Genomic DNA, 21,595 nt, shown 5'->3' with positions numbered 1-21,595 from the left:
GTTCGGGCAGTGATCAGGTGATCTGGATCACTGATTTCCCGTCCGGAGCAACCTCACGGGGACCTCACGAGACCTCGAGATCGACCCGCGAGGATCACCCGATCGTGTCAGTTTGCGTGGAACCAGACCGGGGCCACCGCTTCTACCTGCGGAAACGCGAGCGAGATCCGCCCGGATGAGAAGTAGTACGGACATGTGCCCTCACGACGTTGGGCCGTCCGGGGCGTCACGGTGTCGCTGCGTGGTCATGCACTCGTACGAACGCGTCCACCGCGACCGCCCCCGACGGGCCCACGACCACCGGGTTCACGTCGACCTCGGCCAGCTCGTCGCGCAGCGCGTGCACCATCGCGGCGAACCCCACGACGAGGTCCACCAGCGCGTCCCGGTCGACGGGATCGGCTCCGCGCAGGCCGCTGAGCAGGGCGGATCCGCGCAACGAGTCCACCAGGCGTCCCGCGGCCGCGGTGCTCAGCGGCGGGAGCGCGACGGTGACGTCGTCGAGCAGCTCGACCAGCACCCCGCCCGAGCCGACCAGGACGACCGGGCCCGCCGTGTCGTCGCGGTGCATCCCCAGCACCATCTCCACCCCGGGCGGCGCCATCGCCTGCACGAGCACCGACGGCGAGCTGTCCGGACCGGTCTGCGCCGCGTCCCCGGCCGGCGACCGCTCCGTAGCGATGTCGAGCAGCCGGGCCGTGGCCTCGCGCACCGCGGACGGGTCGCCGAGGCCGAGCACCACGCCGCCGACGTCGGACTTGTGGGCGAGCACCGGGCTCAGGACCTTGACCGCGACCGGGTACCCGAGCTCGTCCGCGGCCCGGACGGCCTCCTCGACGGACGCGGCACGGGCGCCGGGGGCCACGTCGACGCCGAAGGCGCGCAGCAGCGTCCCGGCCTCCAGCTCGTCGAGGGTGTCGCGGCCCTGTGCGCGGACGCCGTCGAGCAGCGCCCGGACCGGCTCCGGCAGCGGGTCCGGTGCGGCGTCCGGAGGCAGCGGCTCCACCGGGTCCAGGCTGTGCCGGACGAGCAGCGCGAGCGCGTCGATCGCGGCGGTGGGATCGCCGAAGACCGGGACGCCGGCGTCGGTGAACCGGCGCACCGACTCACCCGCACCCAGCCAGCCGACGACGATCGGGACGTCGGTCTCGCCGTGCACCGCACAGATCGAGGTGATCCACGGCGCGGAGAGTGCGGTGTCGCCGCCGAACACGGCGATCAGGTCGGTGCCCGGGTGCTCGACGGCGACCCGCAGGGCGTCCTCCAGCATCCGCGGGTTCGCACTCGCCGAGCCGGTGACGTCGACCGGGTTGCGCGGCGACCCGTAGGCCGGGATGGCCTCGGCCATCCGCGCCTGCCACTCCGGTTCCCACTCGACGACGTCGAGCCCGTGCGCGGACGCGGCGTCGGCCATCATGATCCCGCCCCCGCCGGAGACGGACAGGATGGTCAGCCGCCGCCCGCGGGCGCGGCGTCGCGGGGCGAACACCCGGGCGGCGTCGAGCAGCTCGGTGGTGGTGCCGACGCGCAGCAGCCCCAGCCGGCTCAGCAGCGCGTCCGCGGCCCGGTCGGACCCGGCGAGCGACGCCGTGTGCGACGCCGCGGCGCGGGCGCCCTGTTCGGAGCGGGCCGCCTTGAGCACGACGACGGGTTTGTCCAGCTCGCGGGCCCGGCGGGCGAGCCCGCGCAGCGCGCCGACGTCGTGGATCGCCTCGAAGTAGGCGAGCAGCACCTGCGTCTCGTCCAGCTCGACGATCTCGCGCAGCACGCGGGAGACGGTCAGGTCGGCCTCGTTGCCGGTCGTGACGAACTGGCTGAACCGCAGCCCCGCGCGCTGCGCGCCGGTGTAGAGCCACAGCGCGAGCGCGCCGGACTGGCTGACCATCGCCGTCGTCCCCGGCTCGTGGCGCCCGCGCAGTCCGCTGGAGAACGACACCACCACCGCCCGTGAGGCGGACACCGCGCCGAGACAGTTCGGCCCGAGCACGCGCAGCCCGGTCTCCACGCACAGTGCCGCGATCTCGTCCTGCACGGCGGCGCCGGCGTCGTCGATCTCGGCGAAGCCGGAGGAGAACACGACGGCCAGCGTCACCCCCGCCTCGGCGCACCGGCGCAGCTCGGCGAGCACCGAGGCCGCAGGCACGACGATCGCGGCGATGTCGACGTGCCCGTCGACGTCGGTGATCGAGGGGTACGCCGGCAGGCCCTGGATCTCCGGACGGCGGGGGTTGACCGGCGCGATCCGCCCGGCGAACCCGGCGGTGACCAGGTTGTGCACCGGTCCCCCGGCGAGCTTGCCCAGGTCGTCCGAGGCACCGATCACCGCGATCGTGCCCGGGTCGGTCAGGGCCCTCACCAGCGCGGACGGCTCGTCGCTCACGACAGCACCCCGTCGGCGCGCAGGTGCTCGATCTCGGCGTCGTCGAGACCGGCCTCGCGCAGGACGTCGGCGCCGTGCTCGCCCAGTCGCGGTGCGCCGCGCACGGGTGCGGCGTGCTCACCGTCGAAGGACATCGGCAGCCGCGGCAGCGTGAGCGTCCCCTCGCTGGGGTGGGCGACCTGCTCGAACAGCTCCACCGCGCGCAGGTGCTCGTCGGCGAGGAGGTCGTCCGGGGACAGCACCGGCTGCACCGGGATCCCGAGCGGCTCCATCGCGGCGACCCACTCGGCGTTCGTGCGCGCCGGCAGGGCCTCGGCGACCAGGCCGTAGAGCTCGTCGATGTGCTCGGTGCGGCCGGTGATCGTGGAGTACCGCGGGGTGTGGGCGAGCTCGGGGCGCCCGATCAGCTCGAAGAACGACAGCCACTGCTTGTCGGTGTAGACCATGACGCCGAGGAAGCCGTCCGCGGTGCGGTAGGGCCGCCGGTTCGGCGAGGCGGTGCGGGAGTAGCCGCACGCGCCGTCCGGGTCCAGCACGCGCGCGTTCTGCTGCTCGAGCATCAGGAACGACACCATCGACTCGAACATCGGCACCTCGACGAACCCGCCGCGCCCGGTCCGCTCGCGGGCGAACAGCGCGGCGTTGACCGCGGCCAGGCCCATCACCGCGACCGCCTTGTCCGCGACGACGCTGCGCACGTAGGCGGGGTCGCCGTCGCCGCCCTGGACCGCGGCGAGCCCGCTGGCGGCCTGGATGACGTCGTCGTAGGCGGCGCGGTCGCGGTAGGGGCCCTCCGCGCCGAAGCCGCGCAGGGCGACGTAGACCAGCCGTCCGTCGGCGGCGGTGAGCTCGTCCGGGCCGAGGCCGAGGCGCTCCACCGCGTCCGGGCGCATGTTCGTGACGAACGCGTCCGCGCCGGCGACGAGGCGCCGCATCGCCGCCCGCCCGCCCGGACTCTTCAGGTCCAGCGCGATGCTGCGCTTGCCGTGGTTGGCGGTGAGGAAGATCGGCCCCATGCCCGGGTGACGACCGGTGCCGACGTCGCGCAGGACGTCACCGTCACGGGTCTCCACCTTGATCACGTCCGCGCCCATCCGAGCCATCAGCATCGTGGTGTACGGGCCCAGGAACGTCGTGGTCAGGTCGACGACGCGGACCCCGTCCAGCGGAGCGTTCACCGCCCTCATGCAACGGGCACGACGCCGATCACGTCAAGAGCGCTCCGCCTTCTCGTCCGCCGCCGTGGTCTCGGTCGCCGCCGTGTCCCCGGCCGCCGCCGTGTCCCCAGCCGCCGCCTTCGCCCCGCCCGGGCGTCCGGTGAAGAACGCGACGAGCACGACGACGACCGAGACGACCGCGGCGCAGGTGAAGGCCGCCCGCAGCCCGGTGATGTCGATCCCGCCGTCCGGACGCGCCGAGGCCAGCGTCATCACGGTGATGAACAGGGCCGTCCCGGCCGCGCCCGCGACCTGCTGCAGCGTGGTGAGGATGGCGCTGCCGTGCGAGTACAGGTTCGGGGGCAGCGAGCCGAGCGCGTCGGTCATCAGTGGCGTGAACATCAGGGCGAGCGAGGCCATCAGCACGACGTGGATCGCGACGATCTCCCACAGCGGGGAGGTCTCGCCGAGCGTCGCGAACATCCACAGCGAGGCGCACAGCGTGATCGACCCGGGCACCACCAGCCGCCGCGCGCCGAGCCGGTCGTAGGCCCGCCCGACGATCGGGCCGAGCAGTCCCATCGCCAGACCGCCGGGCAGCACGACCAGGCCGGTGACGAACGCCGTCCGGCCGAGGACGTCCTGCAGGTAGAGCGGCAGCAGGATCAGCCCGCCGAACAGCGACGTGAACCCGAGCGCGACCAGGACCAGCGACAGCGTGTACGTGCGGTGGGTGAACGGGCGCAGGTCCAGCAGGGCGGCGTCGCGGCGCTGCAGCCGGATCTGGCGCAGGACGAACACGGTCAGCGCCACCGCGCCGACGACGACCGGGACCCACGGTGGGAGCCCCTCCGACGCCCCGCGTGCGGCCTCACCGAGGCTGCTCAGCCCGTAGACCAGCCCGGCGAACCCGACCGCGGACAGGATCACCGACGCCACGTCGAGCGGGACCCGTCGGGTCTCGGTGGCCGCGACCCGCAGCCAGGTCGCCCCGCACGCCAGCGCGACCAGCGCGATCGGCAGCACGATCCAGAACATCCAGCGCCAGCCCAGCGACGACAGGATCAGGCCGGAGATCGTCGGACCGATCGCCGGGGCGACCGCGATGACGATCGAGATCGTGCCCATCGTCTGCCCGCGGCGCTCGGCCGGGATCAGGTTGAGCACGGTGGTCATCAGCAGCGGCACCATCACCGCGGTGCCCGAGGCCTGGATCACCCGGGCCACGAGCAGCACGGCGAACCCGGGGGCCAGCGCGGCGAGCAGGGTGCCGAGGCTGAACAGCGTCATCGACGCGATGTAGACGGCGCGGGCCGGGAACCGTTGCAGCAGGAACCCGGTGATCGGGATGACCACGGCCATCGTCAGCAGGAACCCGCTGGTCAGCCACTGCGCGGTGCTCGGCGACACCTGCAGGTCGACGATCAGCGCGGGCAGCGCCACGCTCATGATCGTCTCGTTCAGGATCATGACGAACGCGGACCCGACGAGCAGCCAGATGACCAGCGAGTCGCTCGCGTTCGGCCGTGCGGGGGCCGCCGGATCATGCGTTCCGGTGGACGGTCCGGTGGTCACAGGGATCTCCTGGTGCTGTCGTACGGGAGCGGGTTCGGGAGGCGGTGGTTCGAGTAAACAGGGATCGTGGCCGGGAATCGACCCGGTTCTCCCCCGGCGGACCGGGACCGCGCACCCGACGAAGGCGAGACCTCATGGACGACCTGTACGACGTGGCCGTGGTCGGCGCGGGCCCGGCCGGCGCGGCCGCGGCGATGCAGGTCCGCCGCCTGCGCCCGGACGCGACGGTCCTGCTGCTCGACGCCGCGACGTTCCCCCGGGACAAGACGTGCGGCGACGGCGTCGCGGCCCAGGTGTTCGACCTGCTGCACGGGCTCGACGTGCACGGCGTCGAGGACCTCGGCCCGGTGATGCCGCGGCTGCGGCTGCGCACCCCGTCCGGGCGGTCGGTGGACCGGGACTGCCCGCGGGCCAACCGCGTCATCACCCGGCTGGCCTTCGACAACGCCCTCGTCGAGGCCGCCGTCGAGAAGGGCGCCGAGCTGCGCAAGCACCGCGTGCGGACGCTGGAGACCGAGGGCGACCGGGTCGTGATCGACGGCGAGATCTCCGCGCGGACGGTGATCGGCGCGGACGGCGCGAACTCCACGGTCCGGCGGCTGCTCGGCGCCCCGGCGAGTCCGCCCGGGTCACTGGCGGTGGCGATCCGCGGCTACGCCCCGCGCAGCGCCGAGCGCGACACCCTGACCATCGAGTACGCCGACGGCCCCTATCCGGCCTACGCCTGGTCGTTCCCGATCGCCGGCGGCGGGGCGAACGTCGGCTACGGCGTGTTCGACAAGCGCGGCGGCGGCAACAAGGACGCCCTGGTCGACCGCCTGCACGAGCTGCTGCCCGGCCAGGAGCCCGACCCGTCGACGGTCCGGGCGCACCACCTGCCGCTGTCGACCACCCCGCGCTTCCACCCCGACGGCCGGGTCCTGCTCGCCGGCGACGCCGCCGCGAAGATCAACCCGCTGACCGGCGAGGGGATCTACGACGCGATCGCCTCCGGCATCCTGGCCGGACGCGACGCCCTGCTCGGCGCGGCCGCCGGGGCGACCCACCGGGCGTCGATGGACCGCGCCTTCGCCCGCCACCACCGCCACGTCGGCGCGATCTCCCGCCTGGCCGCCCGCCCGCGGTTCCTCGACGCCGCGATCACCGCCGCGTCGAAGCACGCGCGGGTGTTCGACGCCGCCGTCGAGCTGGGGCTCGCCCGCGGCACCGTCCCGCCGGCCGCCCTCGGCCTGGTCCTCGCCCACCTGGTGACCGGCCGGTAGCCGGGAACGCCGGCGCCTCGTACATCGCCGGGGCCGCGCCGCTCACGCGCCGACGACGCCGGGTCCCGCGGCCAGGAGCAGCGCCACCGCCAGCACCGCGACGATCAGCACGGCGCGGAACGGCGCACGCGACCCGGGGCGCACCCCGAGCCGGAACCCGACGACGAGCAGGACCAGGCCCAGGACCGGGACCCCGGCGGCCAGCCACACCGGCACCGGCGCGCCGAACGCGATCACGACCGTCGAGGCCAGCAGCAACCCGGCGGCGGCGAACCGGCTGACCCGGGCCCCGAGGACGTGCGGCAGGCCGCGGACGCCGGTGGCGGCGTCGTCGTCGAGGTCGGGGAGCACGTTCGCGAAGTGCGCCCCGCCGCCGAGCAGCGCGCCCGCGACCGGGAGCCACCACGGCGGGAACGGCCCGCCGAGCAGCGTGACCACGACGAACACCGGCAGCAGCCCGAAGCAGACCAGGTACGGCACCAGGGACGCGCGGGTGGACTTGAGCCCCAGGTCGTAGGCCAGGCCGGCGCCCACCGCGACCAGGTGCACGACCCCGCCGGCCACTCCCCCGGCCGCCAGTGTCAGCACCACGCAGGCGACCACGGCGACGGCCGTGGCCGTCCACACCGTGCGCGGCGACACCTCGCCGGACGCGATCGGTTTGTCCGTCCGTCCGACCGCGACGTCACGCGGGGCGTCGAGGACGTCGTTGAGCCAGCCGATCGAGAGCTGCCCGGTCAGCACCGCACCGGTCACCAGCAGCACGCCGGTGAGCGAATGCCCGGTCGTGACGGCGAGCGCACCCATCAGGACGGTCACCGCGGCGGTCGGTTCCGGATGGCAACACCGCAGCAACGCCCACATGTTCGGCCAGGCTGCCAGATTCCCGCTGTGGCAGCCTCGGGGCATGGGCACGCATGTGCGCACGACCCCGGCACGGGCCCGCAACGACCCGGGCCAGTACGACGACCTCGCGCAGTACTGGTGGGACCCGTACGGCATGTTCGCGATGCTGCACTGGCTCGCCGTCGCCCGGGCCGCGCTCGTCCCGCCGCCGTCACGCGAGGGCGCGGTCCTCGTCGACCTCGGCTGCGGGGCCGGTCTGATGGCCCCCCACCTGCGCGGATACCGCCACGTCGGCGTCGACTACACGCACTCCGCGCTGCGCCAGGCCGCCGAGCACGGGGTGACCGCGGTCCGCGGTGACATCTGCCGGGTGCCGCTGGCCTCGGGCTGCGCGGACGTCGTCACGGCCGGGGAGATCCTGGAGCACGTCACCGACCTCGACGCCGCGGTCGCCGAGGCGTGCCGGCTGCTGCGCCCCGGCGGCACCCTGGTCGTCGACACGATCGCGGCGACGGCACTGGGCCGTTTCGTCGCGGTGACGCTGGCCGAGAAGGTCCCGGGCGGACCGCCGCCGGGCATCCACGACCCGGCGCTGTTCGTGGACCGCGACCGGCTGCGCCGCGAGTGCGCCCGGCACGGGGTGACGCTCACGCTGCGCGGGATCCGGCCGTCGGTGCGTGATCTCACCCGATGGGTCCGGCGACGGTCCGACCAGGTCCGGATGGTCTCCGTGCCGACGACGGCGGTGCTGTTCCAGGGCGTCGGACGGCGGACAACGGGCGGTTCCACCGTGGACGGGGGACTGTAGAGAGATGCGATCGGCGTACCTGACCGGCCTCGGCACGTCGTTTCCCGGCCCGGCCATCGAGCAGAGCGAGATCTGGGACGGCTACTTCGAGCCCCGCTCCGGCGGTGACCTGGTGGCGCGGCGGATCTTCGCCTCGGCCGGGGTCGACCGGCGGCACTCGGCGGTGAACCCGCTCGTCGAGGACGTCTCCGGGTGGTCCACCGGCGAGCGGATGCGGCGCTACGCCGTGGAGTCGGTGCCGATGGGCAAGGAGGCGGTGGCCGCGGCACTGGACGACGCACGGCTCCCCGCGTCCGACGTCGGGCTGCTCGAGGTCGTGTCCTGCACCGGCTACTCCACGCCCGGCCTCGACATCCGGGTCGCCGCCGACCTGGGCCTCCCACCGGACGCGCAACGCCTGGTCGTCGGACACATGGGCTGCTACGCCGCGATCCCGGGCCTGGGCACGGTCGCCGACTTCGTCGTCAGCCGCGGCCGCCCGGCGGTGGCGCTGTGCTGCGAGCTGACGTCGCTGCACGTGCAGCCCGCCGACGGTGACCGCGGCCAGGTCGTGTCGCACGCGCTGTTCGGCGACGCCGCCGCTGCCGTCACGCTCGTCCCGGACCCGGCCGACGGCGCGCTGGAGGTGCTCGACGTCGCCGCCGTCACCGACCCGTCGACCTCGGACCACATGACGTGGGAGGTCACCGACCTCGGCTTCCGGATGGGGCTGTCCCCGGAGGTCCCCCGCGTCCTGGCCCGGCACGTGCGCGGGATGGTCACCGGGTTGCTGGACCGTAACGGGCTGTCCCTGGGCGACGTCGACGGCTGGGCCGTGCACCCGGGCGGGCCGCGGATCCTCGACGTCGTCGCCGAGCAGCTGGAGCTGGCCCCGGGCGCGCTGGACGCCTCGCGGGCCGTGCTCGCCGAGCGCGGGAACTGCTCGTCCGCGACGGTGTTGCTGGTGCTCGACGCGCTGCGCTCGGCGGGCCTGCCACGATCGGGACGGGCGTGCATCGCGCTGGCGTTCGGTCCGGGGCTCACGCTCTACGCTGCGTTACTCCGGGCGGTCTAGGACCGCTCGGTTCCACGGAAGGAACACATGGAACTGGTCGTACTGCTCGACGACGACGGGAACGCCGTCGGCGTCGCGGACAAGGCGACGGTGCACGGCGCCACCACCCCGCGTCACCTGGCGTTCTCCTGCTACGGGGTGAACGACTCCGGGCAGTTGCTGGTCACACGGCGGGCGCTGGACAAGGCGGTGTTCCCCGGCGTGTGGACCAACACCTGCTGCGGGCACCCCGGGCCCGGCGAGAAGATCGCCGACGCGGTGCAGCGGCGCCTGTTCCAGGAGCTGGGCGTACAGCCGGTGGAGATGCGGCTGGTCCTGCCGAAGTTCAGCTACCGGGCCTCCGCCGACGGGGTCGAGGAGAACGAGCTCTGCCCGGTCTACGTCTGCCGCATCGCCGGGCTGCCCCGCCCGGACCCCTCCGAGGTGGAGACGGTCGAATGGTGGGACTGGTCGCGCTTCCGTGACGCCGCCGCCGACCCGGACAGCGGCCTGTCCCCCTGGGCGCGCCTGCAGGTCCCCCTCCTCGACGCCCTGAACGACCCGCTCCTGGCCGCCTGACCGGGCGGTTCAGCCGGGCCGCGGGGCGGTCGCCGCGACGATCCGGTCGGGGCGCAGCAACGCCGCGCCGGCCCGCCCGGCGGCGAGCCACCCACCGAGTTCGCCCACGCGGACGGTCCCCGCCCCCACCCGCTCGGCCCGGGCCCGCAGCCCGTCGGGCACCGGCCCGTCGGTGACCAGGGCCCAGCCGGGGCCGAGGACGTCGTCGAGGCGCCGGTCGCCGATCCGGACCTGCGGGCAGTGGGCGCCGACGAGGTCGCGGCGGTGCCGCCGCCGGTCCACCGACTCCCCCGCCGGGAACCGGGTCGTCAGCACCCGGGACGCCCGCGCCCGGACGCCGGGGATCCGCAGCGCACCCGCCACGAGCGGGCGGCGCAGCGCCGCGACCGCGCCCGGCCCACCGGTCATCGCCCGCCCCACCCGGACCGCGCCGCGGATCACCGCCTCCGCGTGCGGGGCCCGCTCGAGCCGGTAGCTCTCCAGGAGGGCCTCCGCGGACGCCGGACGGGCGAGCGCGTCCACGAGCTTCCACGCCAGGTTGTGGGCGTCGCGCAGCCCGGCGCCGAGGCCCTGCCCGATGAACGGCGGGGTCAGGTGCGCGGCGTCGCCGAGCAGGAACACGCGGCCGTCGCGCCAGCGGTCGGCCAGCCGCGCGGCGAACGTGTACTCGGCGGCGCGCAGCACGTCGACGTCCACGGCACCGGTCCAGCGGGCCGTCAGCTCCGGGATCCGCTCGGCGAGGTCGGCGGCGTCCTCGCCGTCGTGCATCCGCCACTCCCAGCGGTAGCGGTCACCGGGCAGGGGCAGGAACGTGCCGGCGCGCGCGGGGTCGCAGACCTGGTCCACCCCGCCCCAGGTCGGCAGCGGCTCCGACGAGGCGACGTCGAGCACGAACCAGCGCTCGGTGAACCCGAGGTCGCGCATCCGGGCCCCGATCAGGTCCCGGACGGTGCTGTGCGCCCCGTCGCAGCCCAGGACCGCCGAGGCCGAGATCGTGGTCTCCGGGCGGGGGCGGCCCTCGGTCGGGGCGGCCAGCCCGTCGTGACCGACGGCCCCGTGACCCCGCTCGGTACGCAGCCGGACCGACAGGCCGTCCGGTCGCTGCTCGACGCCGGCCACCTCGACACCCTCGTGCAGCGTGACCAGGGGTTGGGCGGCCACCGCGTCGCGCAGGAGCTCCTCCAGCGCGGGCTGGTCGAACAGGTTCGACTCCGGCCAGCCGTGCAGGCCCGACTCCGAGCGCCGGAACTCCGCGAACGGGCGTAGACGGGCATCGAGAAGTCGGAGCCCCGCGGCCGGGCGGCTGACCGCGGTGAACCCGTCCGCGACGCCCGCGGCCTGCAGGATCCGCACCGACTCGTCGTCCAGGTGCACCGCGCGCGGCAGCGGGTGCACCCCGTCCCGGCGTTCCACGACGATCACCTCGACGCCGTGGCGCGCCAGCAGCAACGCGGCGACGAGACCCGTCGGGCCGGCCCCGACGACGAGGACCGGACCGGGAACGGGCACACCACCAGCCAACCAGAACCGGGCCCGGCGACGGCTGCCCCGGGGCCGGGCGTGGGGACGCGGCGGGGCCGGGACGGGCGGGCGGGCCCGGGAGGGGGTGCCGGTAGCGTCGCCGCGGTGACCGCCCTGCCCGACGACCTGGCCCGGGCCCTGGACGACGCGCTGGACCGGGTCCCGGCGTCCCGGCTGACCCCGGTCGTCGAGCGGCTGATCGGCGACTACCGCGGCGGGCCCGGGAACGTCCGCGGCGGCGTCGCGACGGCCCCGATCCTGCGCACCGACGACGACGCGGCCGCCTACGCCGCCTACCGGATGCCGGCCACCTACACCGCCGTGTATGACGGGCTCTCCCGCGCCGCCGGGGCCGTCGCCGCCCTCGCGCCGCGCACCCATCTCGACGTGGGCGGCGGGACCGGGGCGGCCGTGTGGGCCGCGGCCCGGCTCTGGCCGTCGCTGGGGTCCGCGACCGTGCTGGAGGGCGCCGAGCCGGTGATCGCCCTGGGCCGGCGGCTCGTCACGGGCGCGGAGAACCCGGCGGTGCGCTCCGCGCGCTGGGAACGGACGCTGCTCGGCGAGGGCACCACCCTTCCCGACGCCGACCTGGTGACCGTCTCCTACGTGCTCGGTGAGCTCTCCGAACCCGTCCGTGGCCCGCTCGTCGACGAGGCCGCGCGCCGGGCCGGCACCGTGGCCGTGTTCGAGCCCGGCACCCCGGCCGGGTACCGGCGGGTCCTCGACGCGCGCGCCCGCCTCCTCGACGCCGGGATGACCGTCGCCGCACCCTGCCCGCACGACGGCACCTGCCCGGTCATCGGCGACGACTGGTGTCACTTCGCGGCGCGGGTGGACCGGACGTCGCGGCACCGCGGCCTCAAGGGCGGCACGCTGGGGCACGAGGACGAGAAGTTCGCCTACGTCGTCGCGACCCGCGGCGCCCCCGCGCACGCCGGCAACCGGGTGCTGCGGCACCCGCTGCAGCGCAAGGGACTGGTGACGCTGCGGCTGTGCACCGGCGACGGGGCGATCACCGACCGGCCGGTCCCCAAGAGCCGCCGGGAGCACTACCGGGCCGCCCGGGACACCGGCTGGGGGGACCACTGGCCGCAACTCGATGCGTGACGCGCAACACATCGTGTAACAGCGGAGCTTCCATCGGCGAAACTCGTGTCGCGACGGCCATCCGGTGGGCCGCGAGCGTCACAGCTGCAGAACGAGCACCATCATGAACGACTTCGTCATCGGCGCACCGGCCGACCGCCTCCCGACGCTGGTCAGGACCCCTTCCGGGTACCGCGTCCACGATCCGCAGCTCATCGCGGGAACCCATTACGCGATCGACGAGCAGGGCGATCTCGTCTACACCCGGCTGCCCGCCGGGAGCATCGTCGCGACCGTCGTCCTCGGCTCCGCCGTGGCCGGGCTCTGGATCGGCGGCGACAGCTGGGCGTGGTTCGCGCTCACGTTCCTGCTCGCCCTGCCGACCGGCTTCGCGCTCGCCGCGGGGCTGCTGGGCCTGATCCACGTGAGCACCAACCCGGTCCGGCGCTACCGCGCCGTGCACGGGCACGGGCGGTACGCGATCGACGTCACCGACCGGGAGTCGGGCGCCTGGGCGCTCTGCCGTCGTGCCGAGCGGCTCGCCGCGACCCCGTCCTGGGTGTCGGGCCGGGTCGACCCGACGCGCACGCTCGGGTCGTTGCTGTGGACCGCGGTCGCCGACGAGCAGTCCTGGGCCGCCGAGTCGCTCAACCAGCTCGTCGAGCCCGCGACCGGTCCCGACCTGCAGAGCGTCTGAGCCCGGACCTCTCAGGTCCGGGCCTGCGCCCGGTGCTGCCGGGGCCCGTGCTGTCGGGCACGGTGACCCCCGGCACGGACGATCACCGGGCGGCGTAGCGCAACACCGGGAGCATCGCGTCCGGGTCGCGGCGCGAGTGCTCGTCGGCGACGCACGCCCGCAGCTTCGCGGAGATCGCCTCGGTCTCCAGCCCGGTCCCGATCAGCACCAGGCTGGTCCGGCGGGGCTCACCGGCGTCCCAGCGCGCCTTGTGGAACCGGACGTAGCGGCCGACGGTGTGCAGGTCCCAGCGCTCCCGGGCGGGCGCCGCGGAGAACCGGACCGAGCCCTTGATCCGGTAGATCCCGGCCGGGCGGGTGTCGAGCAGCTCGCGCAGCCGGGCGGCGTCGAGCGGCTCGTCGCACACGAACGAGACGCTCTGGTAGCCCGCGTGCAGGTGCGCCCCGTGGTCGCCGGCAGGGTGGTCGTCGGAGCGCACCTGTTCGCCCAGCATCAGCTGCCGCCCGGGCACGATCTCGATGTCGAAGAGCAGCGCCGGGTCCACGGCACCGTCGCGGACCGGGACGATCGGGGCCCTCGGGTTCGCCTCCCGGCACAGCCGCCGGACCCGCCAGAGCGTCCCGGGGTCCACCCGGTCGATCTTGTTCAGCACGACCAGGTCGGCCAGGCCCACGTGCTTGTCCAGCTGCGGGTGCCGCTTGCGGGTGGCCAGGAACTCGGCCGCGTCGACAACCTCGACCAGCCCGCCGAACACCAGGTGCGGCCCGGCCGCGTCGAGCACGAGCTGCACCAGCGTGCCGGGTTCGGCGATGCCGCTGGCCTCGATCACGATGACGTCGACCTCGTCGCGACGGCGGGTCAACCGGTCCAGGATCTCCCCGACCCCGTCCTCCCCGACCTCGCAGCACAGGCAGCCGTTGCCCAGTCCGACGATCGACCCGGCCTGCCCGGCCAGGCGCATCGCGTCGATCCCGACGGCACCGAAGTCGTTGACGACCACACCGATCCGCGCGTCGCCTCCCGCGACGAGCAGATGGTTCAGCAGGGTCGTCTTGCCGGCTCCGAGGAACCCGGCCAGCACGACGACCGGGATCTTCCGGGGCACCGGTCATGAGTACCAGAGCCGCCGCGGACCGTGGCAGAGTGACCGCCATGTCCGGTCCCCGCATGCCCTCCGACGTGCCCCGAGGCGTGATCGCCGTCGCCGGGGAGGCGCTGGTCGACATCGTGCCCGCCCCCGCGCAGGGCTACTTCGAGTTCGCCCCCGGCGGCAGCCCGGCCAACGTCGCGGTCGGCCTGGCCCGCCTCGGGGTGCCCGCCCGGATGCTGGCCCGGATCGCCGACGACCTGCTGGGCCGGCGGCTGCGCGCGCACCTCGACGACAACGGCGTGGACCTCTCCCACGTCGTCGAGGCCGGCGAGCCGTCCTCGCTGGCGCTGGTGGAGATCGCCGAGGACGGCGTGGCGAGCTACGACTTCCGGATCTCCGGCACCGCGGACTGGCAGTGGACCGCCGGTGAGCTCGCCGGGGCGCTCGAACCGGACGGGACGACGCCGGTCGTGGCGCTGCACTCCGGCTCGCTGGCCCTGACCACCCCGCCCGGCGCCGAGGAGCTGCGCGCCCTGATGGCCCGGGCCGTGGACACCGCGACGATCAGCTACGACCCGAACTGCCGCCCCCTGCTGATGGGCGACCCGGCCGAGGTCCTCGCCGGCGTGCACGAGCTGCTCGGCCTGGCCGACGTCGTCAAGGTCAGCGACGAGGACCTGCGCTGGCTCACCCCCGGCCGCGAGCCCACCGACGTGATCACCGAGTGGCTGGAGCTGGGCCCGGCCCTCGTCGCGGTCACACTCGGGGGCGAGGGCGTCGTCGCCGGGACCGCGAGCGGCCTGCACACCGTCCGCCCGGGGCAGAAGGTCGACGTGGTGGACACGGTCGGCGCCGGGGACAGCTTCTCCGCGGCGATGCTGGCCGGTCTGCACCGGCGCGGTCTGCTCGGGGCCGGTGCCCGCGACGACCTCTACCGGATCGACGCCGGCACCCTGGACGCGGTGCTCGACGAGGCCGGTGCCGCCGCGGCGATCACCTGCTCGCGCCACGGCGCGAACCCGCCCACCCTGGCCGACCTCGGCCTGTAGCGGCGCCCGCTCCCCGCAGGACGCGAGGACGTGGGCGGCGAGGGACGGCCCCAGTTCTTTTCGTCCCTCGCCGCCCACGAATCCGTGGGGCGTCCGGCCTCAGCCGGTGGTCGTGGGGTGCAGTGTGCGCACCCGGGGGGTGGTGGCCGTCTGCTCGGTGTCGCCCTGGGCGCGGGGCTTGCGGTCCGGGTAGTCCCGCGGCTGGCCGGTCGCCGGCGCACCGGGGGCCAGGGTCAGCTCGGCCGGCTCGCTCTCCGGCAGGGCCCACTGATGGGCCCAGTCCATGTGCATCGCCGACGGTCCCCCGGCCTCGGGGAAGTAGTCCATCTGCATGGTCATGTTCATCGGGCCGGGCGGGAGGTGGTCCTTCTCGGTGGTGGAGTACCACTCCTCGCCGTTGACGAAGACCGAGATCTTCTCCGGCGTCCACTCCAGCGCGTAGGCCGACCACTTCGTGGCGTCGTTCTTCACCGTCGCCGACTCCTGGTCGTTGTTCTCCCCGTAGTGCAGGAAGAACCCGGTCTCCTGGCGGGAGTCGTCGCTGATCTCCATCCAGTCGATCTCGCCGCCGACCGGGAAGTTCTCGGCGACCGGCCAGAGCAGCAGCAACGCGTTCAGACCGCCCTGCCCCTCGTCGGACTTCACGCAGGACTCCCAGCGGCCGTACTGCTGCCCGGGGTGCCAGCTGACGGCGCCGGTGGTGCCGTCCTGCTCCGCGTTGATCGACATCATGCCGTCGGCGACGGTGATCGCCTCCGGGGTGCGGGTGCCCTGTTTGTCGTGGCCGGGCTCGGGGCCGTAGGGGTGCCAGTCCGGCGGGACCGTCGAGCCGTCGAAGTCGGAGACCCGGGTCGGGTCGCCCCAGCCGAGCTTCTGCGCGGCGGTGTTCGGGCAGTTCCCGGCGCCGGGGGCGAGCGCTGCGGGGGCGGCGGAGGACGCCGCGGACCGGACCGGCGCGGGCGCAGCCTCGGCCGTGGCGGCCGTGCCGACCACCGTCGCCGCACCCACCGCCGTGGCGGCGAGAACGGCCAGGGATCGGGACATCGCGTGCGTTCGCACCGTTCGTCTCTCCCGTCACTCGTTTCTCAGGACTGCACTCATTTCACCGCAGATCGTGAGCGACGCTAGCTCTTCCACCCGTTCGGAGCGCCCCCGTTCGTGCACCGTTAGCAAGTGTGACCTCACCCGCGGTCACCACCGGTGACGATGAGGGAGACTGCTGCGATGGCCGTCCCGGAGCTCGTCACCGCCCTCGACCTGGCCGCCCATCCCGAGGGTGGGTGGTACCGCCGGACCTGGACCTCCCCGGTCACGGTGCCCACCGCACACGGTCCGCGACCGACCGCGACGGCGATCCTCTATCTCCTCGACGGGGTCTCGCGATGGCACCGCGTCCGGTCCGCGGAGCTGTGGTGCCGGCACTCCGGGTCACCGATCGCGCTCTCGTTCGGGGGCGACGGCGAGGCCCCCGTCGAGGAGCGGACGGAGCTGCTCGGGCCACCGGGACACGACGGGGCGAGCCCGCAGGTCGAGGTCCTGGCGGGCGTCTGGCAGGCCGCCACACTGCAGGGTGACGAGCCCGCGCTCGTCACCTGCGTGGTGTCGCCGGGGTTCGACTTCGCGGACTTCGAGATGGACTGAGAGGCCCGCTCAGGGCGTGGTCATGGTGACCTCGAACATCCGGGCGCCGTGTTCGAGGACGAGCTCCCGGTCGACGTCGGTCTCGGAGTCCAGCCAGGCCAGCGTCATCTCGGTCAGGCCGCCGAGGCAGAAGTGCGCGGCGACCTGCAGCCGCCGCGGCTCGGCGGCGGTACCGACCACCTGCGACGCCATCAGCGCGGCGAACCCGCGGAACGAGCTGCGCCGCCGGGCCCGCAGCTCCGGGCACCCCACGGCCTCGACGAGCACCGCGGCGTGCCGGGGGTCGCGGTCGATGCACGCAACGAACGCCCGCATGCCCGCGCGCAGCCGTTCGTCGTGCGGGGCGGCGTCCATCGCCGTGATCACCGCCGACGCGCGCTCGTCGGTACTGCGGTCGAACACCTCGCACAGAAGGTCGAGCGAGTCCGGGAAGTCCTCGGCCAGGTCGGCGACGGGGACGCCGGCCGCGGCACACGCCGCGGGCAGGGTCACCGCCGTCCACCCCGAGTCCGACCACAGCTGCAGACCCGCATCGAGAACGCTCTCCAGGACGTCACCACCGATGTCACCGTCCACGGGCGCGATCCTTGCAGGTCGGGCTCAGCCGCGGTGCGACAACAATGACGAAACCTCCCAGGTGTTGCGCACCCGCTCGGCCGGGACCCCGCACGCGACCGCCCGGGTACAGCCGAAGTCGAGCCAGTCCAGCTGGCCGGGCGCGTGTGCGTCGGTGTCGATCGAGAAGTCGCACCCGGCCTCCACGGCCAGGCGCAGCAGGCGCTTCGGCGGGTCGAGCCGCTCCGGCCGGGAGTTGATCTCGACGGCGACGCCGTACTCGGCGCAGGCGTCGAACACGCGCGGTGCGTCGAAGTCGGACTCCGGGCGCTTGCGCTTGCCGGTCACCATCCGCCCGGTGCAGTGCCCGAGGACGTCGACGTGCGGGTTCGCGACGGCGGTGAGCATCCGCTCGGTCATCTCGTCGCCGGGCATCCGGAGCTTGGAGTGCACGCTGGCCACGACGACGTCGAGCGCTTCGAGCAGGTCCGGATCCTGGTCGAGCGCGCCGTCGTCGAGGATGTCGACCTCGATCCCGGTCAGCACCCGAAACGTCGACCCGTGCTCGCCCAACGCCGTGTTCAGGTCGGCGACCTGCGCGATCTGGGCGCGCAGGCGGTCCGCGGACAGCCCGTTGGCCACGGTCAGCCGCGGCGAGTGGTCGGTGACGACGAGGTAGGAGTGCCCGAGCGCGATCGCGGTCTCGACCATCTCCTGCAGCGGCGAGCCGCCGTCGGAGGCGTCGGTGTGCGAGTGCAGGTCCCCGAGCAGGGCGCCGCGCAGCTGCTCGGCCGCGGTGTCCAGCGGGACGCCCTCGGTGGCTTCCAGGCGGCGCAGGTAGACCGGCTCCTCGCCGTCGAGGGACTCCGCGACGCACCGCGCGGTGACCTCCCCGACCCCGCGCAGGGCGACGAGCTCGCCGGACTTCCGCATCCGGGCGAGCTCGTCGGCGTCCTTGCCGCGCAGGGCGGCCGCCGCGGTGCGGAACGCCCGCACCCGGTAGGTCGACTCGTGGGCGCGTTCCAGCAGGAACGCGATCCGCCGCAGGTCGGCCACCGGGTCGCGGGTATCACTCACCGCAGTGATGCTGCCACTACTTCATCCAGCGCCGCTGCTTCTTGTCGTTCACGCGCGCCCAGACGTCCGGCACGGCCGACTGGACCGCCTTCGCCCGCTCGACGTCCTGCCCGTAGAGCAGGCCGAACGTGAACCCGTTCTGGTTCTCCGCACCGGCCTGCGCCCCGAGCTCGCGCAGCGTCTCGCGGGCCACGACGGCGTCCTGGTGCGCGCCGAGCGCGTCCTGCAGCTCCTCGAGGCCCTTGGCGAACGTCTTGGCGTCCTTGCCGACGACCGGGCGGACGACCTCGGTCGCGTAGCGCAGCTGCTTGCCGGTGCGCCGCGCGCCGTGCAGGGCCTCGTCGTGGTCGGTGCCCTCGGCGCCGTCCACGGCCGCGTCCATCCGCTTGCCCAGCTTCGCCGCGACGGTCGCGACCATCGCGGGCATGACCTTCGCGGCGGGCTTGCGGGCGGCCGACGACAGCGGCGGGTCGATCAGCAGGCGCGCGAGGGCGCCCTGCAGCGCCCGGTAGCGCGGGCCGTCCACAGTGCCCAGAACGGCCGCGCGGGACTCCGCCTGCTGACGGGCGAAGTGGCGGGTGACCTGGGCGCGGACCGGTCCGAGGACCAGCTCCGGCGGCAGCTCGTCGAGGTGGGACTCGATGCGCTCCTTGATCACCTCGATGTCCCGGTCGCCGGCCAGGGCGCGCCCGAGCCACTTCAGCTCCTCGACCACGTGCTCGACCCGGGGGCCCTCCAGGACACCGGAGTAGGTGCGCAGGGCGCTGCGGATCCGCCGTGACGCGACACGCATCTGGTGCACGGCGTCCGGCTCGTCCTCGCGCAGGCTCAGCTCGCGGGCGGCGAGGCGGTCGGCCTGGCTGCCGATGTAGTCGAGCAGGACGGTGCCCGCGGTGCCCTTCTTGCCGATCCAGCGCTTCGGGGTGTCCGGCGCGAGCGCGGCCAGCATCCGCTCCAGCGCCTCCTCGGCGCCGTGCGGGGCGGCGGTCAGGCCGGTCTCACGCAGGCGGGTGTCGAGCTGGGAGAGCAGCGCGGCGCCGGTGGCGTTGCCCCGGGTCACCTCGGCCTCGGACCAGTTCTCGACGCTGGTGGACGTACCGAGCGTGGACACCTGGACCTCGTCACGGGTCAGGGTGACGATCTCCTGGCCGGACAGGTCGCGCAGGCGCGACGTCGTGCGCACGGTGCGGATCCGGCCGACCGGCGCGACCGGCTCGTCACCACGCACGCCGCGGATCAGGACGTCGATCTGCTCCGGGACCGCGTCCGGGTCGACTCCCTCGACGTCGGGGGCGGCCAGCGGCAGCCGCAGCTGCTCCTCCGGGCCGCCGTCGGGGAGCGTGAGCTGCCAGTGCGCCGAGCCCGGCAGGCGGTGCACGGCGAGCGTGATCCCGGCCGCGGACAGGCGCAGGTCCGGGGTGTCGTAGCGCTCCTGCTCGATGACGTCGTGGTCGTCGGCGACCTCGACGGTCTCGACACCGTCGATGTCGGACAGACGCGGGGCCCCGGTGTGCGCCGGTCCGCGGTAGGTGTCGGGCGCACGGGCCTCGTGCCCGCGGCCGGTGATGTCTCCTGTGTGCACGCTGTCGGTCATCCCTCAGGGTTCCCGGGGACCGTCACCGCCAACCGGGGCCATCCGGGGGAAACACGGCGTTCACCGGAGCAGCTTCTTCTGCACCTTCCCCATGTCGTTGCGCGGGAGCGCGTCCCGGAATCGGATCTCGCGCGGGCGCTTGTGCGCGGCCAGGAGGCCCACGACGTGTTCGACGAGCTCGGCCGGGTCCGGCTGCTCCCCCGCGGCGACGACGTAGGCCACGACCCGCTCCCCCAGGTCCTCGTCGGACTCCCCGAGCACCGCGACCTCGGCGACGCCCGGGTGCTCCAGCAACGCGTTCTCGATCTCGCCGGCGCCGATCTTGTAGCCACCGGACTTGATCAGGTCCGTGGCCTTGCGACCGACGAGTGCGAGCGCGCCGGACGCCGTCCACCGTCCGATGTCGCCGGTGGCGTACCAGCCGTCGGCGGTGGTGGTCTCGGCCGTCGCCTCGGGGAGGTTGAGGTAGCCGGAGAACAGGCCCGGCCCGCGGACCTCGACACCCCCGAGCCCGTCCTCCTCGGCGCCTTCCGGGGCGTCGGCCTCGGCCGGGAGCGGGGCGAGGCGGACCTCGGTGCCGGGCAGCGGGCGGCCGACGGTGCCGACCTCGGGCTGCTCGTCGGCGCGGGCGGCGGTGAGGATCAGCGTCTCGGTGAGGCCGTAGCGCTCCCGGACGCTGTGCCCGGTCAGCGCGGAGATGCGCGCGTGGTCGACGGCGGTCAGCGCGGCCGACCCGGACACCAGCAGCCGGGCGCGTCCGACGGCGGCGGCGGACCCGGCATCGGACTCCAGGTCGGCGGCCAGGCGGTGGTACTGGGTCGGGACGCCGAACACCATCGTCGCGCCGTCGTCGATCGCGGCGGCGAGCTCCTTGCCGGTCAGCGCGCCGAGGTGGTGCAGCGACCCGCCGCGGCGCAGCGGTCCGAGCGTACCGAGCACCAGGCCGTGCACGTGGAACAGCGGCAGCGCGTGCGCGAGGACGTCGTCCCCGGTCCAGCCCCAGGCCTGCCCGAGCGCGTCCAGGTTGGACGCGACGGCGCCGCGCGAGAGCACGGCGCCCTTCGGCGCCCCGGTGGTCCCGGAGGTGTAGACGACGAGCGCCGGCGCGTCCGGACCCGGCTCCTCCCCCGGTGTCCCGGCCCCGGTGTCCGGCACCTGCGACGGGTCGACGTCGATCCGGCGCAGCCCGTCCAGCGCCGACGGCAGCTCGACGTCCGGCGCGACGAGGACCGCCTCCGGCTCGGAGTCCGAGAGGACGTGCCCCAGCTCCCGCTCGCCGTTCTTCGGGTTGACCGGCACCACCGGCACCCCGGCGCGCAGCCCGGCGACGACACCCACCGCGGTCGGCAGCGTCGGCGTCGCCCACACCGCGACGCGGGAGAGCCCCGTGATCGACGCGGCGACCCCGTCGGCGACGCGGGCCAGCTCCCGATGGGTCAGGGCGCCGTCGTGCGAGCTGCCGGAGAAGCGCACCGCCGGTGCGTCGGTCGGGTCGGCCAGGGCCGGGAACAGCGGACCGGTCTGCATCGGGACACCTCCACGTCGTCGGGGGTCGCACCCGCGCCGGTCGTGGCGCGGTGCGGGTGGCGTCGTCGGATCATCGCACCGGCCGGCACCGACGGCCGGTGTGCCGATCGGCACAGGA

The 21,595-nt window shown here is 74.5% G+C and carries 19 protein-coding genes; 8 read left to right on the top strand and 11 right to left on the bottom strand.

Annotated elements, in window-relative coordinates:
* Positions 1 to 226: 226 nt before the first annotated feature.
* From EV383_RS07080 to EV383_RS07070, 3 genes are read right to left on the bottom strand one after another with little or no spacing between them, the layout of a single operon-like run.
* Entirely contained in the window at positions 227 to 2,380 is a 2,154-nt protein-coding gene (locus EV383_RS07080; RefSeq protein WP_130289164.1) for an acetate--CoA ligase family protein, read from the bottom strand.
* Positions 2,377 to 3,558, bottom strand: coding sequence for a CaiB/BaiF CoA transferase family protein (locus EV383_RS07075; RefSeq protein WP_165438265.1), 1,182 nt, complete (start codon positions 3,556 to 3,558; stop codon positions 2,377 to 2,379). The genes EV383_RS07080 and EV383_RS07075 overlap by 4 nt, the downstream gene beginning before the upstream one ends.
* 33 nt (positions 3,559 to 3,591) lie before the next feature.
* Positions 3,592 to 5,112, bottom strand: a complete 1,521-nt coding sequence (locus EV383_RS07070; protein ID WP_130289162.1) for a DHA2 family efflux MFS transporter permease subunit — start codon at positions 5,110 to 5,112, stop codon at positions 3,592 to 3,594.
* Positions 5,113 to 5,246: 134 nt separating this feature from the next.
* On the opposite strand from EV383_RS07070, the gene EV383_RS07065 reads away from it, so the two are divergent.
* Positions 5,247 to 6,374, top strand: coding sequence for a geranylgeranyl reductase family protein (locus EV383_RS07065; RefSeq protein ID WP_130289161.1), 1,128 nt, complete (start codon positions 5,247 to 5,249; stop codon positions 6,372 to 6,374).
* A gap of 42 nt (positions 6,375 to 6,416) precedes the next feature.
* Here EV383_RS07065 and EV383_RS07060 read toward each other — a convergent pair whose 3' ends face one another.
* Positions 6,417 to 7,193, bottom strand: a complete 777-nt coding sequence (locus EV383_RS07060) for a UbiA family prenyltransferase (RefSeq protein WP_242622945.1) — start codon at positions 7,191 to 7,193, stop codon at positions 6,417 to 6,419.
* 88 nt (positions 7,194 to 7,281) lie between these two features.
* Here EV383_RS07060 and EV383_RS07055 point away from each other — a divergent pair, with 88 nt between their 5' ends.
* The 3 genes from EV383_RS07055 to idi are packed head-to-tail and all read left to right on the top strand — an operon-like array spanning position 7,282 to position 9,640.
* Entirely contained in the window at positions 7,282 to 8,028 is a 747-nt protein-coding gene (locus EV383_RS07055) for a class I SAM-dependent methyltransferase (protein WP_130289159.1), read from the top strand.
* A 4-nt stretch (positions 8,029 to 8,032) separates the two neighbouring features.
* Entirely contained in the window at positions 8,033 to 9,082 is a 1,050-nt protein-coding gene (locus EV383_RS07050; protein WP_130289158.1) for a type III polyketide synthase, read from the top strand.
* A 27-nt stretch (positions 9,083 to 9,109) separates the two neighbouring features.
* Entirely contained in the window at positions 9,110 to 9,640 is a 531-nt protein-coding gene (gene idi / locus EV383_RS07045) for an isopentenyl-diphosphate Delta-isomerase (RefSeq protein WP_130289157.1), read from the top strand.
* 9 nt (positions 9,641 to 9,649) lie between these two features.
* Here idi and EV383_RS07040 read toward each other — a convergent pair whose 3' ends face one another.
* A complete protein-coding gene (locus EV383_RS07040; RefSeq protein ID WP_130289156.1) occupies positions 9,650 to 11,149 on the bottom strand; it encodes a bifunctional 3-(3-hydroxy-phenyl)propionate/3-hydroxycinnamic acid hydroxylase in 1,500 nt (499 codons plus the stop codon).
* Positions 11,150 to 11,266: 117 nt separating this feature from the next.
* Here EV383_RS07040 and EV383_RS07035 point away from each other — a divergent pair, with 117 nt between their 5' ends.
* Positions 11,267 to 12,268: a small ribosomal subunit Rsm22 family protein gene (locus tag EV383_RS07035; RefSeq protein WP_130289155.1), complete on the top strand. Its 1,002-nt coding sequence runs from the start codon at positions 11,267 to 11,269 to the stop codon at positions 12,266 to 12,268.
* 103 nt (positions 12,269 to 12,371) lie between these two features.
* Positions 12,372 to 12,944 (top strand): hypothetical protein, encoded by a 573-nt coding sequence (locus EV383_RS07030; protein ID WP_130289154.1) that lies wholly within the window; start codon positions 12,372 to 12,374, stop codon positions 12,942 to 12,944.
* 82 nt (positions 12,945 to 13,026) lie between these two features.
* Here the strand turns inward: EV383_RS07030 and EV383_RS07025 are convergent, their stop codons facing one another.
* On the bottom strand, positions 13,027 to 14,049 hold the full coding sequence (locus EV383_RS07025) for a CobW family GTP-binding protein (RefSeq protein ID WP_130289153.1): 1,023 nt from the start codon (positions 14,047 to 14,049) through the stop codon (positions 13,027 to 13,029).
* A 47-nt stretch (positions 14,050 to 14,096) separates the two neighbouring features.
* Between EV383_RS07025 and EV383_RS07020 the strand changes: the two genes are divergently transcribed.
* A complete protein-coding gene (locus tag EV383_RS07020; RefSeq protein WP_242622944.1) occupies positions 14,097 to 15,083 on the top strand; it encodes a carbohydrate kinase family protein in 987 nt (328 codons plus the stop codon).
* A 99-nt stretch (positions 15,084 to 15,182) separates the two neighbouring features.
* Here EV383_RS07020 and EV383_RS07015 read toward each other — a convergent pair whose 3' ends face one another.
* Positions 15,183 to 16,127: a glycoside hydrolase family 16 protein gene (locus tag EV383_RS07015; RefSeq protein ID WP_130289152.1), complete on the bottom strand. Its 945-nt coding sequence runs from the start codon at positions 16,125 to 16,127 to the stop codon at positions 15,183 to 15,185.
* A 162-nt stretch (positions 16,128 to 16,289) separates the two neighbouring features.
* Between EV383_RS07015 and EV383_RS07010 the strand changes: the two genes are divergently transcribed.
* Positions 16,290 to 16,724, top strand: coding sequence for a cupin domain-containing protein (locus EV383_RS07010; protein WP_242622943.1), 435 nt, complete (start codon positions 16,290 to 16,292; stop codon positions 16,722 to 16,724).
* Positions 16,725 to 16,733: 9 nt separating this feature from the next.
* On the opposite strand, the gene EV383_RS07005 is transcribed toward EV383_RS07010, so the two are convergent.
* From EV383_RS07005 to EV383_RS06990, 4 genes are all read right to left on the bottom strand, one after another.
* Positions 16,734 to 17,300: a TetR/AcrR family transcriptional regulator gene (locus EV383_RS07005; protein ID WP_130289151.1), complete on the bottom strand. Its 567-nt coding sequence runs from the start codon at positions 17,298 to 17,300 to the stop codon at positions 16,734 to 16,736.
* A gap of 24 nt (positions 17,301 to 17,324) precedes the next feature.
* The gene (locus EV383_RS07000) at positions 17,325 to 18,356 is read right to left on the bottom strand and encodes a PHP domain-containing protein (protein WP_130289150.1); all 1,032 of its coding nucleotides are present in this window, start codon (positions 18,354 to 18,356) and stop codon (positions 17,325 to 17,327) included.
* A gap of 16 nt (positions 18,357 to 18,372) precedes the next feature.
* The gene (locus EV383_RS06995) at positions 18,373 to 19,938 is read right to left on the bottom strand and encodes a CYTH and CHAD domain-containing protein (RefSeq protein WP_130289149.1); all 1,566 of its coding nucleotides are present in this window, start codon (positions 19,936 to 19,938) and stop codon (positions 18,373 to 18,375) included.
* A gap of 72 nt (positions 19,939 to 20,010) precedes the next feature.
* A complete protein-coding gene (locus tag EV383_RS06990; RefSeq protein ID WP_130289148.1) occupies positions 20,011 to 21,477 on the bottom strand; it encodes an AMP-binding protein in 1,467 nt (488 codons plus the stop codon).
* Positions 21,478 to 21,595: the final 118 nt, after the last annotated feature.

Source organism: Pseudonocardia sediminis, from assembly GCF_004217185.1.
Taxonomy (GTDB): Bacteria; Actinomycetota; Actinomycetes; order Mycobacteriales; family Pseudonocardiaceae; genus Pseudonocardia; species Pseudonocardia sediminis.
This window is presented reverse-complemented; position numbering and strand designations above follow the sequence as displayed.